The sequence below is a fragment of the Bacillus sp. CHD6a genome (genome assembly GCF_001293645.1).
Classification (GTDB): domain Bacteria; phylum Bacillota; class Bacilli; order Bacillales; family Bacillaceae_I; genus Sutcliffiella_A.
In genome coordinates, this window is record NZ_LBMD01000003.1 from 60,114 (window position 1) to 74,239 (window position 14,126).

Here is a 14,126-nt window from a genome sequence, read left to right on the forward strand (position 1 = left end):
GATTTTTAATTAGCTAAAAAAGAGTTGGCGTAATTGCCAACTCTTCTTCAAATTAAGATTAACGAAGAAGTTGTAGAACTCCTTGTGGTTGTTGGTTAGCTTGAGCCAACATTGCTTGTGCTGCTTGAGAAAGAATAGAATTCTTAGTTTGAGTCATCATTTCTTTCGCCATATCTACGTCACGGATACGAGATTCAGCAGCAGTTAGGTTTTCAGAAGATGTGTTTAAGTTGTTGATTGTGTGTTCTAGACGGTTTTGGTTCGCCCCAAGCTTAGAACGCTCACCAGAAACTTTTTTAATAGCTTCATCTAATACTTTAATAGAATTTGATGCATTTTCTGCTGTTGTTACATCTAATGCCTTTTCATTTGTTACATTATTTGTACCATTTGTTACATTATCAGATCCTGAGAAACCATTACCTGACCCAGTAATACCTAAAGCACTAGCACGCATATCGCTTATACTTAGTGCCATTGACTGTCCTTGGTTTGCACCAATTTGGAAAGAAAGTTCCGCAGCCTCTTGAGCAGTACCAGTTCCCTCAGTATGAGATCCATCTAACTTTAAGATATCAGCAGCATCAGCATCTGAATTTGATAAAATTTCAACTTTACTGCTTGCGCCTTCTTTATTGCTTGTAACCTGAAGCTTACCTTCGCTATCAACTGATGCTGATACGCTTCCAGCAACTCCAGCATCTTCTAAAGCTTTATTCATAGCAGATGCTACTGCTGCCGCTAGTACATCCTTATCAGCATAAGTTCCTTGTTGAATAGAAGCTGTATAAGTTGTAGAACCTCCATCAATTTTAAAATCCAACTTAAAGTTACCATCTGTACCATTTACAAAGTTACCTGTACTCAATGCTGTACCGTCAGCATTAACAAGTCCAATTTGCTTAGTAAGGTCATTAGCAACAATATCAGAAATTGATTTTTCTTGTCCATCAGTAGTTGAAATAAGTTTAAGTTTTCCACCATCAGCCTCTGCCTTTAGTCCAGCAGTATTAAATGCATTTTGGTTAACAGTAATAAACTCATCTAAATCTTGGTATGTTTGTTGAGCAATAGTAATATCAGTTGGTGATGTTGCACCATCTAAAGTTAGTGTTAGTGTGCTGTTATTAGCTTGTCTTTGTTGAGTAGTTCTATTTGCAGATACATCAAATAATTTATCTGCTAAATTCCCTCCATCAATCGATACATCACTAGCAGTTCCTGACGTTGCAGAAGTTAATACAAGTTTATTTCCAGAATCTAAAGAGAATGTACCCGCTTGTGAACCGAATGCAGTACTAAGTGCAGCATTCAAGTCTGTTAATAAATCTTTTGTATCATTACCAGCAGTACCATTATAAGTTTGGTCACTTAATGTAAGAGTTTTTTGTGTTCCGTCAATTGTAACAGTAAGTTCGTTGTTACCACTTGCAACTGCTATTGAAGTCCCGTTAAGCGTTCCAGTTGCGCCATCAGTAAGTGAAAGTCCACCAGTTACTTCAGCCGCAACATCTCCATGAACCCACACATCTCCAGCATCTTTACCTTCTGTATGTGAAATACCTGCTACAGTCCCACTTAAGAATTCTGTAGCAAAGTTACCACCAAGAATTTCAACTGACCCACCACTACCTAAAGTATCAGATTTAATTGAAAGTTTACCAGTTGTGCTATCGAAGCTTGCAGTAGCTCCAGCAGTTGCTAATCTAGTATTAATTTCTGTTATAACATCATCAGCATTCACAGCTGTTGCTGTAAATTCTATGTTAAATTCTGTACCATCTACTTTTAAAGTTAACTCATTATTATTAGTAGTAATAGCAATATTATCAGCATCAATTGTACCTGTAGCTGTTGCTGCTGTATCTTTAGCAGCTGTTACACCACCACCACCGAAAGTTCCACTTGTTACTGCAGCAGCAGTTTCTTGATTTGTAATTACAGTAGTGTTATCTAGTGCTACCGTTGCTTTTGTAGAACCAGCAGTTGCTGCTTTAAATTCAAAATCACCGTTTAATAAAGTTTTAGTATTAAACTCAGTAGTGTTACCAATACGGTTAATTTCAGAAGTTAATTGGTTAATTTCTTTTTGAATTTCTCCACGGTCATCTACTGTATTAGTATCATTTGATGCCTGAGTTGCAAGTTCACGCATACGTTGAAGAATATCATGCGTTTCGTTTAATGCACCTTCAGCTGTTTGAATCATTGAAATACCGTCTTGAGCATTTTTAGAAGCTTGGTCTAATCCACGTACTTGTGCACGCATTTTTTCAGAGATTGCTAGACCAGCAGCGTCATCTCCAGCTTTGTTGATACGAAGACCAGAAGATAACTTCTCCATTGATTTACCTTGAGCAGTTGAAGCACTATTCAACTGACGGTACGTGTTTAACGCAGCAATATTGTGATTAATTCTCATTACAATTTTCCTCCTTGAGTTGTCGCCGATTTCACGTCCTTGTGTCATCGGTGTTGGATTTGCAGCTAGGATAAAAGTCGGCCGCCCTTTGCGTCTAACTGCTTACATAATTTATATCGACCTGTCTCGACAACTTTTTATAGGGTTGGAGAGAAATTTTTACAAATTATTTTATTTTTTTAGTTCGTTGCTTAAAGCTTGCAGCAGATCCAGAGAGGAGTGGGATGCAGCGTTGTTTTCTTCCTGGATGGAAAGGTAAATTTCTTTTCTATGTATCTCGATATGCTTTGGTGCTTGGATGCCTAGCTTTACCTGGTCACCGTTAATGCTTAGAACGGTTAACTCGACGTCATCTCCAATTTTAATTGCTTCTTCTATTTTACGGGTTAGTACTAGCATGCTGTCTCCTCCTCTCTATTTATTTTGTGCTTCAGAAAAAAGTTTGTGTTTGGTTTGATAAGGGCTTCCTGTAAGTATTACTTGTTTTCCAAGCTTCTTCTTAACATTAATCACAACAGGCGCCTGTAAATTGGCAGTTGTATCATGGAATTGATTAGCCATCGTGAGAACCGTATAGACATTTACATCTGCAGCATCATCGAGATCAAGCACATCCACCGCCTGGTTTTCCAGATTAAAATCATAGTCGGGGTAGAATTTGAATGGATTGGTCAAGACAAAACCGAGTTCTGGTGTTTTTGTAGACTGCAATATAAAAAACGTTCCTTCCTCCGAAAAAGGAATAACCGTGAATTCCTTCTCTTCTAGGAATCCCGGTAGACTATTCGGGAACTTTACTACTTCTTTTTCCTGCACTTCTATCAAACCGTGATACTTCGTTTCTATTTTCATCGTTTCACAACCTTATATTTTTTGTTCGTAACCGCCTGTGCCAGCGTGGCGCAGGTTTTCGAAGTCTATCTCTAATGATGGATAGTTGGCGAGCCTAACCTGAGCGGAACCAGGTGTGTACTCTTGAAACGGCTTGTTTATTTTCGCATCAATCACAGGCTTTCGTTCTTGCACATCAATGTCCACCCTGCCAGGTTCATAATCAATTTTCACACTAAAGTGAGACGGAATCCAGCCGATATTGAATTCTTTTGGCGGGCCTTCACTATTCCGCTTTGATTGACGAGCGATTGCTCCGTCGCCATCTTCTATTCGCATGAGTTCATTGCCATCCTGTGCAACCCGTGCAATACCCTCCAACCAATCCTGACGTCCAAGCTGTGCCGCTTCCTCAATTCTTCTTCCCACACTTTTCAAATCCATATCCGCTCTCGCCTGCGTCTGATCAATAGTCAACCTTGAAGGCGTCCGCTGCATCGTTAACTCCGCCTTCGGTTGCTCAATGCTCAACTCTGCACTAGGTTGCTCGATTTGTTGAACAGGTTTCTGAATCTGAAGCTCCGTTTGTGCAAAAGTGGATTGCATCCGAATTTGAGGAAAAAGCATGTAATCACCCATTTCTTTAAAGGTTTTTTATATTCTAAAAAAATTAGAAACTTTAAGCAACGCCCGCAAAATGTCAAGTCTCGCTCGGAAATGAATAGCGACGTATCACCACATACCAAAAAACTGTCCCAGAAACAACTGCCATCAAACAGCTCCCTCCAAGACAGTTCCTCACCCTACCTTAAAAAATCCAACAACGAAGGCTGAATGACCCGCGCACCCACGCCAAGCGAAGCACGGTGCACACTTTCCTGCGACGTCAACTCTGTAATAACTTTCTCAATATCCGCATCCTCATTATCAGACAAGATACGTGTCGCGACCACTTCTTGATACCCGATGCGGTTGTCCACCATCTCCAACCGGTTATATCGGGCACCTAGCTCCGAACGTTCGGCTGAAATGATATCTGCTTTCTCATCAAATTTACCCATCAAGTCTTTTAGGGCATTGACATCATCTGTTTCAAAAGCTGTTTGCAAACCGTTCCAGATTTCCATCATATCCTTACTGAACACATTATCTGTATTGATATTGGACTGTAGCTTGATACCACGAGATACTTCAATTTCAAAGGCTTCGTTTTCTGTGCTTACAGAAGTTGGATCATTCGCGTCTGTAATACGTGGCTTATCAATCGCTGTTCCATTAAAGATATATTTCCCTGCGACTTGAGTATTCGCTACCTGTACAAAATCATGTTTCAATTGCTCAATTTCTTTCCCGATAGCTTTACGGTCCTCAGGCGAGTACGTGCCATTCGCTCCCTGAACTACCAGTTCCCTCGTTCGATGCATTACGCTTTGCACATGATCCAATGCCGCTTCCGAGTTCTCCATCCAAGAATAGGATTCACTTAAGTTACGTTTGTATTGCTCAAGCTCTGTCAGGTTTGTACGGTAATACATCCCCTTCATCGCAACGACTGGGTCATCGGATGGCTTGGAAATCTTTTTACCTGTAGAAAGCTGTTCCATAAACTTGCCCATTTTACTGTAGCTTGTACTCAATTGACGCAGAGAGTTCTGTGTCAGCATGCTTTGTGTCACTCGCATCTATCTAACCTACCTTCCGCCTATTCCCATGCCGTTTATTATTTTATCTAAGAGTTCGTCCGTTAACGTGATCATTCGAGCTGAAGCATTGTATGCATGTTGATACTGAATCATGCTCGTCATTTCTTCATCAAGCGACACACCACTTACTGATTGACGACGCTGGTCGACTGATAGTCTCAATGTTTCACTGTTGTAGGAAAGTCGGTTTGCTTCCTGAGCATCTACCGCCAAACCACCGATTACGCTTTCGTAATAGTTTTGGAAGGTAGTAGAAACACCATTTAGCTGAAGGGAACGTGCTTTTACCTCTGCCAAGGCTACCGCATTGCTTCCGTCCCCAACGCGACCACCGACCTGACCAACTTTTGGGATGTCTACCGCAATAAAGTTACCTTTTGATACATCTTCCAAACGAACTTTATCTAGATTAAAATTTACAGAAGGGTTTCCGCTTGGATCCACAAACTCTTCCGATAAGCTTTCCCCAAGCTCTTTCAAACTAGCAAAATTCCCCGATGTCTTTAGCTCTTGTTTCGGTGACTGTGCAGCATCATATACTGTATAAGTAAACTGCTGAACACCAGCGGCATCAACAGTGGACTGTACGGTAACTGAGACATTCTCCACGCCGTTATAACCATGAAATTCTCCAGTCGTAATGATTCCCTTGTTATAACCAGAAGCAGCTATATTGTCTAGAGACTTAACGATATCCGTTGAAACAGTGAAGAGTTTTGCTGCATTCTTTTTGTTATCAGAGGTGATATCAGTATTTTTAAACTCGAAAAATTTAAACGTTGTATGCTCTCCCGTTTCCATGCTCGAAATGCTCCAACCAGATTCATGAACCCTGTTAATCTCTTGTGCAAATTCATAGGAGATTGTATCAAGGTGGTTTAGCATATCAGGGTAAAGCCCCTTTTCTGCATTGCCTTCCATGAACCCGTAGGAATCAATCAATCCACGCAACTTTCCTGAAGCCTGCATACTGCCAATTCCGAAGCTTGTATCTCCAAGCCTGTAGCCGTCCACCAGGCCAGTATCAGCTCGGAACTCAAGGGATAGGCTGTTCACTCTTAAACTTGAAGCATCGACAAGATTGCCGATTGTGCGACCCGATTCATCAACTAAATCAATTGTTTGCTTACCTTCCGCAAGGGCACTTGGACTTCCGCCAGCCCCCACTTTTGATGTTTTAATATTAACAAGCTGGGAGAGCTCGTCTACCAAACGATCCCTTTCATCATAAAGATCGTTTGCGAGATAACCATGGGGCTCAATCTCACCTATCTGTTTGTTCACGTTGTTAATTTGCTGGCTAAGAGCGTTCACTTGCTTCAGTGTAACGTCCATCTCGTTTTTGATATCGCCTTTAACCGATGATAGGGAATCGGATAGAAAACGGAACGTCTCCGCAACGGCCAACCCTCGTTGCCTCACTACAGACCGGGCACCTGCATTAGTAGGATTAACAGCTAAGTCTTGAAAGGCCTGCCAAAAGCGGTCTAAAGTAGTTGAAAGACCGGTTTCTGACGGCTCATTCATGATCTCTTCCATCTTTTCCAACGAATCAGCCCTTGCTTCCCAATAACCAAGCTTAGTGTTCTCCCCTCGATATTGGATATCCAGGAAACTCTCCCTCACTCGCTGGATGCTGCCTGCCTCTACCCCTGTCCCCGTTTGCCCCGGTATTTGGGGGCGGTTCATGGAGGCTGGTGGGTAAGGTTCTGTTTGGACAAAATTTACTCTTTGTCTTGTGTAACCTGGAGTGTTGGCATTGGCAATATTATGACCAACCGTCTGAAGGGCAGTTTGCTGGGTAACCAGACCACGTCTCGCAACTTCGAGACTATGAAATGTTGAACGCATGGTTGTTCCTCCTAAGCTCTTGAATCGAACAGCGAGCGCGCTGGGGCACTGACACTTTTCTTCGTATTCGCAGGTTTCTCGTAGTTTACCGCACTAGGCTGCGGATTTAAGGTATTCAAGGTCATCGTGACAAATTGCAAGGATTGCTCAAGTAAAAGTTGATTGAGCTCATTTTGCTTTTGAATGTTGCCAATCGTTTCAGTGAGCTCTGCTTTTAGATCAAGCAGTGCCTGTTTTTCGGTCGGGGTGCTCATTTCTGCAAGCTCCGTTACCGTTTTTCCCTCTGACAGTTCCGCTCGTTGCTTCTCTAGCCGGACAATCGCTCTTGTATATTGCTTTTCTTCTCTTGTAATCTGTTGTAGTTCTTCTACCTTGTTTGCCTTTACAATTTCTTCTTTCCGCACCGTGAGTTCATAAAGGTAGGCATGCAAGGTAAGCATCTTTTCAAGTATGGTTAGGATGGTTGGAATGGACATAATATCTCCTTATTTGGAATAGTAATCGATCATCTTATTGGCAACTGCTTTCGAGTCAACTTGATAGGTGCCGTTTTCTACAGAAATTTTCATTTTTGCAACTTTTTCCTGACGAGCTTCCGCGAACTGGGAGCGTTCTTGCAGTTCTTTTGCTTTACTCGAAATTTCTACTTGATCGCTTTTAGTTTGGTTCGTTTTAGCAGCTTGTTGCTGTTTCATTTGATTTTTATAAGGATTAATCCCTGAAGGTCCTAAATTATTAATCTTCATTAAAAATCCCTTCCTTCCGAACAGTTTGTCTATCTTTTTTATCGGCACAAAGGCCAGAATGTTTATTAAAACTTCTTATTTATAACGTGGTATGTTTTTCCTTCTTCACGAATAGCCCGTTTTCTTTCCTCTTCGCGCTCTAATTGAGAAAGCTGCCCGTGTATATCTTTCTTACAGCCCTGACAGAGCTTGTCCTCCCTAATAATCCTACCACAACGGTCGCAAGGATACCCTAAATTCGGAAAATGAACCAGTTGTATACGACCTTTTCTTATGAACTTAATAATCAGATATTCCTCTACTCCCGTACCTTCCACCACTTGTTCCATTGATGCCGTCCTGTTTTCACGTTGGCGGATGTATTTATAAACAGTCTGATATTTCGCTTCCTCTTCTTTATAGCACGTTTCACAGACTTCTCGAAACGCATTTTTCACATAAATCTGACCGCAGCTTGGGCAATTATCTAGTTGAGACATAACGCAACTCCCTTTCGAGCAATGAATTCTTATCCTTTATATCGTAAGAGTTTTGAAAATGTTAACTGCGAACAAGTGTGTAGGAGGAAATATCGTTGGCACCGGCTTCTTTAAGAACCTTCGCCGCCATGCGTACGGTTGTACCTGTCGTGTAGATGTCGTCGATGAGGAGGATGCTTTTACCTTTTACTGGTTTAGGGTCTGGGACAAAGAACGTATTTTCCCGATCTAGCCTCTCCCATCGTGCTTTTTTTGATTGCTTTTCTGAGCTGGTTTTGGCGAGTAACTCTTCTGGTTTGCCCGGCAAAAGCTCTGCCAGTAAAAATGACTGATTGAAGCCGCGCTCATATTCCCTATCTGCACTTAAGGGTATGGGGACAAGAATTGGACTCTCTTTATTCCATTTCGCTTCAAATGTTTGGCGGAACACTCTCCTAAAAACTTGAGCCAATTCAGCATCACCGCGGAATTTATATTTGGCTAACACATCTTTCATATGATCATTGTAATGGTAAACTGACCTGTTCTGTTGAAGCAAACCAGCTGTAGTTGAATCGTGTTCCCACCTGAAACAGTCGGAACAGAGATCGCCATGACGGTTTTCTGTTGCCACTATTGCCCATTCACGGCCGCAAATCCTACAGACCTCCCCTGTAATTTTTTGAAAGGCATTTTCACATTCTCCACAAACAAGATTAGGCTTTTGTAAACCTAAGAATGTGCCCCACCCAAACGAAGAAGAAACATCACCATGACAAATCAAGCAATTATTCATTGAAAAAAGCCTCCCTTCCGCGCTTGATAATTCATTTTTCTTATCTGATCAACGGCGGCAATCATATCATTTGTCTTGCCATAGTGAAAAAAGCGGACATCTCCGCTTGGATATTGACTGCTGCGGCCAACTCTTCCGGCTATTTGTACAAGAGCACTTTCCGTGAAGACGTCATCCTCCGCTCCAAGCACTCCTACTTGAACGTCTGCTACCGTCACTCCCCTTTCCAAAATCGTTGTAGTCACCAGCATTTTAATATTCCCTTCCCGGAAAGCTGAAACTTTCCGTTTTCGTTGCTTGTCTTTTGCATGAACACTTGCAACTAACTCACCGTATTCCTTTGCAAAGATCTCGGTAATTTTTTCTAAGACAGCAATATTAGGAACAAACAAAAATATGGGGCTTCCATTCTCCATATACTTTCTCACCCAATTTCGGACATTCATCGGAAGCATGCCTTTTTTCATTCGCTTTTCCCATTTCCCACACCACTCCATGGTTGGTACAGGCAGAGGGTGTTTGTGATATCTGGCTGAAATCACCGCATATTCTAGTTTATTTGTACGGACTTCTCGTTGCATTTTTTTCGAGGGAGTGGCACTTAAGTAGATCAGGCTTCCTTTTTCTTTTCGTGCCTGGTTCGCGGCATACTCAAGCGTCGGATCCATGTTGTAAGGAAAAGCATCGACCTCGTCTATGATGAGTGTATTAAAAGCGCGGTAATAGCGAAGTAGTTGGTGTGTCGTGGCAATGGTGAGCTGCGCGTTTTTCGTTCGATCCTCGCTGCCACCATAAAGCGTGGCGACTTCAATGTCAGGAAAAGCTTGCTTTAACCTCGGAGATAGTTCTAACACGACATCCGTTCTCGGAGTTGCGATACAAACGCGCCCTCCTTTATTTAGTGCGGTTTCAATTCCTTTAAAAAGAACCTCGGTTTTTCCTGCACCGCATACTGCCCAGACTAAGAGAGATGTGTTGTTTTCGATTGCTTCCACGACTTTGTTGGAGGCGAGTTGCTGACCTTTGGAGAGGGTGCCGTCCCACGAGAGCTTTACGCTTGGTTTAGTTGCGCGAGGCAATGGTCCACTCCAGGCGATGAGCGGAGTACACTCACTAACCCGTCCCATCATAATGCAATGACGACAATAGGTGCACGATTGGTGACACCGCGCACAGTCAAACGAAGCAAACAGGCTTAGATCCTTGTTTCCGCATCGATTGCATTTAGTTTCTGATTTAGTGGAATGGACTCCATAATCGAGATTTATGTATCCTTTTTGAAAATGTGTTTGGAGAGTGTCTTGGTTAAATGGGAGTTCGTCTGTTAGAAGCCGCTTTCCAGATAGGAAGTGTTGGAGGTTGGGATTGAATGGGAAGGTTTCCTGGATGGGGGGGTGAGGAATAGAGGGGAATTCAGAGATTCTTTTGGTGAGTTCGGATTTTTGATTGGCTATTTTTAATAAGTTATTTGTTGTTCTGGTGAAAAGCATTGGTTTCCTCCTTTGGGGATGAATTATGGCAAAAGACAGAGTTCTCTCTGCCTGTTTTATTGGCTTTATATTTGAAACGGTCACTGAGATGCTTTCTCTACCCCCATTTTGTTGGCTTATTACTGAAACGGTAACAGAGAGGCGTTCTCTACTCCCGTTTTGTTGGCTTTTTACTTAAAACGGTCATTGAGACGCCTTCTCTACTCCCGTTTTGTTGCTTTTTTCTTGCAAACGGTAACTGAGACGCTTTCTCTACTCCCGTTTTGTTGGCTTATTTTTTGAAACGGTCACTGAGACGCCTTCTCTACTCCCGTTTTGTTGCTTTTTTCTTGCAATCGGTCACTGAGATGCCTTCTCTAAGCCCGTTCTATTTCCTTTTCCTTTCAAATGGTAACAGAGCCCCTTAGCCCGTTCTAATCCATATCCAATTCAAACCGCAACAAACACAAAAAAGACACCCCAAGCAATCCACTGCTCCTGATGTCTTTTCAATCTCTCGATGATGATGATGCTGTGTCAATCAAAGCCCTGAAACGTTACCGCTTATACCAACCAAGCCCCAAAGCACCTTCGCCTAAATGCGTTCCGATTACTGGGCCAAAGTAGCTCAAGAAAAACTCCACATGTGGATATTTCTCTTCAAGCTCCCTTTTCATCTCTTCTGCTTCTTCCTCACGGTTTGCATGGATGACACATGCTCGCATTGGCACTCCTAGAGATGCATCCTCATTAAACAAATCATGAATTCGCTTGACCGCTTTCTTGCGTGTACGAATCTTTTCGAAAGGAACAATTTTCGTATCAACAAAATGCAACACTGGCTTAACCTGCAATAGGCTTCCAACAATTGCTTGGGCGCTGCTCAAACGGCCACCGCGTTGCAAGTGAGAAAGGTCATCTACCATGAAGTAAGCACGGTCAGATTCTTTCATGATGTTCATTCGGTCCATAATTTGTTCAGGCGACTTTCCTTCTGCGGCCATTTCTGCTGCTTCTAGTGCATAGAAACCTTGAATCATGCAGCTGATTTCGGAATCAAATGCATAAACATCGATTCCGTCCACCATTTCACCTGCAGCCACAGCCCCTTGATAAGTGCCACTAATGCCGCTTGATAGGTGAATACTCACAACGGCGTCATAGTCCTTTGCGAGTTTCTCAAATAGAGAAACAAATTCGCCAATAGCAGGCTGAGAGGTGGAAGGCAGATCTCTGCTGTTTTTGACCTCTTCATAGAATTGCTCTACTTTGATGTCGACTTCTTCTTGGTACGATTCATTCCCGAAAATAACATTAAGCGGGATCATATGTATATTATGCTTTGCGCGTAATTCTGTAGGGATGTAGGCAGTACTGTCTGTAACAATCGCCGTTTTCATATTGTAGACCTTCCTTATACTATGTATTTCTGTTATCTATTATAGATTGTACATGAAACGGTATTAACTTTCATCAATTGTTTATTTTTTATTGGGAGAGTGAGTGGTGGGTCGATTTATAGGCCTAGTTTGCAATTTATTTGCCAAATTTTTAATTTATTGTCTAAATTTTTGTTTTATTAGCTTATCTTTAATTTTATTGTCCAAACTTTTGTTTTATTAGCCAATTCACACCATATAATGGCCATTCGACACAAGCCAACAAATTTCGCCTGCCTCCCCCGTCGTCCCTGTCGCCACCGTTCCCACTCCCACAAAAAAACCCTGGAGACCGAAATCCCCAAGGCTACCTAACCTCTACCCAGCCATTCTTGATTGCAACAACTACAGCTTGTGTACGGTCATTTACATTCATTTTTTGAAGGATATTACTTACATGGTTTTTAACTGTTTTTTCACTGATGAACAACGCTTCTCCAATTGCCTTGTTGCTCTTTCCGTCTGCCAACAGCTGAAGCACTTCGCATTCGCGGCGTGTCAACAAGTGAAGCGGGCGGCGAATCTCGATTTGTTGGTAGCTTGTAGCTGTTGATCCGCCTCCACTACGTCCGCGCGAACCACTCCCTACACCATTTTCCGTTAAACGACGATATTCTCTAACAAGGTTGTGCGTAACTTTCGGATGAAGATAAGAGCCGCCATTCGCAACCACCTTGACTGCATCCACCAAAGCATCGGCATCCATTTCCTTTAGTAGATAACCGCGAGCACCTGTTTGCAATGCATGTGTTACGTAATTTTCGTCATCATGAATGGATAATACGATGACCTTCGCTTCTGAGTTAGCTTCCACTAGACGTCTTGTAGCCTCCACACCGTTAACTTTTGGCATGTTGATGTCCATGATGATGACGTCTGGAGCATGCTTTTCCATCAGGTCAAGCGCTTCTTCCCCGTCGTCACCTTCTGCCACCACGTGAAAGTTTGTTTCAAAATCAAGAATACGTTTAACTCCTTCACGAAAAAGCTGATGATCATCAATAATCACGATTTTTGTCGTATCCATTCCTCTCATCCTCCCAAATACATCTTTAGCCTAACGGAATTTTGATGTGAACTGTAGTTCCTTTACCAGACGTGGACTGTATGTCCAATTCCCCGCTGATAAGTTCTACTCTTTCTCTCATTCCAATTAAACCAAACGACTTTTCTTTTTTTTCTGTCGTATCAAATCCTACTCCGTCATCTTTAATGATGACAATGATATGGGTAGGTTTTACTTCCAATTTTACATAGATGGCGCTTGCCGAAGCATGCTTAATGGCATTTGTCAGAGACTCTTGTACAAGCCGGAACACTGCTACCTCAAGGTTGGAGGATATGCGATGTTCCACTCCAAGGTTCATAAATTGAATCTGTGGATAGCCATTATGATAATCCTCGATAGTCGAAATATATTTCTTTAAAGTAGGCACCAACCCAAGGTCGTCGAGTGCCATCGGACGAAGATCATAAATAATCCTTCGCACTTCATATAGAGCGGAGCGCACCATTACTTTTAAGGAGCGAATTTCTGATAACGCCTCTCCTGGACCTCGCTCCCGGAAAGTACGGTCAATCAAATCCGAGCGCATCATGACATTGGCCAGCATTTGGGCGGGGCCATCATGAATTTCACGAGAAAGGCGTCGGCGTTCCTCTTCTTGCGCTTCCATGATTTTAAAACCAAACTCACGTTTCTCAGAGGCATCGGCGATCATCTCGCCAACTTGCTTAAGATCTCCTGTGACATAATTTAAAATCACGGACACCTGACTTACAAGGCGATCTGCCTTCGTGATGGTTTCTTCAAGATTCAACAACCTGCGTTCTATTTCATTTCTTCGATTTCGGAGCTGTGCCTCTTTTTGAGAAATCGTAAGAAGCTCCAACTGCAATTCATGTGCATGGTCATATGCTTGTCTAATTTGATGTTCTGTATAGTTTTTAAACTGCCTGCTCACTTCTGAAAGACGGTTTCTTGCATGCCTGACTTGGACATCCAGTTTGTCCTGTTTATGGATTAGCTGTGCCACTTCAAGCTTGACCGCATTTAATTCTTTTCCAAGGTTTTCAAATTCTTTACGGGAACTTTCCCCAATTTCAAAGATCTCATCCTTGCTTAATTCAACGGTTTTCACCATCTGTTCAATAATCATGTCTAATTGTTTAGAGTTTATAACTTTCCGAGACATAGGACATCCTCCAAAAGACCCTGTATTCTTAAAAGAATATTGTGAATACCCCTTTATCGCTATAGTACATTATACCCAAAAGTAAGGAAGACACTATATGCTATATCATTCCAAATCTACCAAACCTTTGTGGGGGTACCTGTCGAAATTTGCCCACACTTCATTATATCGGACTAAAGTTTTGCTTGTATAACATTATTATTACAATCGGATTAA

At 42.2% G+C, this 14,126-nt stretch carries 14 protein-coding genes; all 14 read right to left on the reverse strand.

Annotated elements, in window-relative coordinates:
* Positions 1-58 precede the first annotated feature (58 nt).
* The 14 genes from AAV98_RS20790 to AAV98_RS04995 all read right to left on the reverse strand — a co-directional run bounded on the left by AAV98_RS20790 (position 59) and on the right by AAV98_RS04995 (position 13,910).
* A complete protein-coding gene (locus AAV98_RS20790; protein WP_060664457.1) occupies positions 59-2,422 on the reverse strand; it encodes a flagellin N-terminal helical domain-containing protein in 2,364 nt (787 codons plus the stop codon).
* A gap of 171 nt (positions 2,423-2,593) precedes the next feature.
* The gene (gene csrA, locus AAV98_RS04935) at positions 2,594-2,821 is read right to left on the reverse strand and encodes a carbon storage regulator CsrA (protein WP_060664458.1); all 228 of its coding nucleotides are present in this window, start codon (positions 2,819-2,821) and stop codon (positions 2,594-2,596) included.
* A 15-nt stretch (positions 2,822-2,836) separates the two neighbouring features.
* The gene (gene fliW, locus AAV98_RS04940; protein ID WP_060664459.1) at positions 2,837-3,274 is read right to left on the reverse strand and encodes a flagellar assembly protein FliW; all 438 of its coding nucleotides are present in this window, start codon (positions 3,272-3,274) and stop codon (positions 2,837-2,839) included.
* Between the two features lie 12 nt (positions 3,275-3,286).
* Positions 3,287-3,880 carry a DUF6470 family protein gene (locus AAV98_RS04945; RefSeq protein ID WP_060664460.1) on the reverse strand — a complete coding sequence of 198 codons (594 nt, stop codon included), beginning with the start codon at positions 3,878-3,880 and terminating at the stop codon, positions 3,287-3,289.
* Between the two features lie 176 nt (positions 3,881-4,056).
* Positions 4,057-4,935, reverse strand: a complete 879-nt coding sequence (gene flgL / locus AAV98_RS04950) for a flagellar hook-associated protein FlgL (protein ID WP_060664461.1) — start codon at positions 4,933-4,935, stop codon at positions 4,057-4,059.
* 9 nt (positions 4,936-4,944) lie between these two features.
* On the reverse strand, positions 4,945-6,807 hold the full coding sequence (flgK, locus tag AAV98_RS04955; RefSeq protein WP_060664462.1) for a flagellar hook-associated protein FlgK: 1,863 nt from the start codon (positions 6,805-6,807) through the stop codon (positions 4,945-4,947).
* An 11-nt stretch (positions 6,808-6,818) separates the two neighbouring features.
* Positions 6,819-7,283: a flagellar protein FlgN gene (locus tag AAV98_RS04960; RefSeq protein WP_060664463.1), complete on the reverse strand. Its 465-nt coding sequence runs from the start codon at positions 7,281-7,283 to the stop codon at positions 6,819-6,821.
* A gap of 9 nt (positions 7,284-7,292) precedes the next feature.
* A complete protein-coding gene (gene flgM / locus AAV98_RS04965) occupies positions 7,293-7,553 on the reverse strand; it encodes a flagellar biosynthesis anti-sigma factor FlgM (RefSeq protein ID WP_060664464.1) in 261 nt (86 codons plus the stop codon).
* 65 nt (positions 7,554-7,618) lie between these two features.
* On the reverse strand, positions 7,619-8,032 hold the full coding sequence (locus AAV98_RS04970; protein WP_060664465.1) for a TIGR03826 family flagellar region protein: 414 nt from the start codon (positions 8,030-8,032) through the stop codon (positions 7,619-7,621).
* Between the two features lie 61 nt (positions 8,033-8,093).
* Positions 8,094-8,807 carry a ComF family protein gene (locus tag AAV98_RS04975; RefSeq protein WP_060664466.1) on the reverse strand — a complete coding sequence of 238 codons (714 nt, stop codon included), beginning with the start codon at positions 8,805-8,807 and terminating at the stop codon, positions 8,094-8,096.
* Positions 8,804-10,297 (reverse strand): DEAD/DEAH box helicase, encoded by a 1,494-nt coding sequence (locus AAV98_RS04980; RefSeq protein ID WP_060664467.1) that lies wholly within the window; start codon positions 10,295-10,297, stop codon positions 8,804-8,806. Before AAV98_RS04980 ends, AAV98_RS04975 begins: the two co-directional genes overlap by 4 nt.
* Positions 10,298-10,833: 536 nt before the next feature.
* Complete coding sequence (locus tag AAV98_RS04985) at positions 10,834-11,676, reverse strand: DegV family protein (RefSeq protein ID WP_060664468.1); 843 nt, start codon at positions 11,674-11,676, stop codon at positions 10,834-10,836.
* Positions 11,677-12,022: 346 nt separating this feature from the next.
* Positions 12,023-12,742, reverse strand: coding sequence for a response regulator (locus AAV98_RS04990; RefSeq protein ID WP_060664469.1), 720 nt, complete (start codon positions 12,740-12,742; stop codon positions 12,023-12,025).
* A 25-nt stretch (positions 12,743-12,767) separates the two neighbouring features.
* Entirely contained in the window at positions 12,768-13,910 is a 1,143-nt protein-coding gene (locus AAV98_RS04995; protein ID WP_060664470.1) for a sensor histidine kinase, read from the reverse strand.
* Between the last annotated feature and the right edge of the window lie 216 nt (positions 13,911-14,126).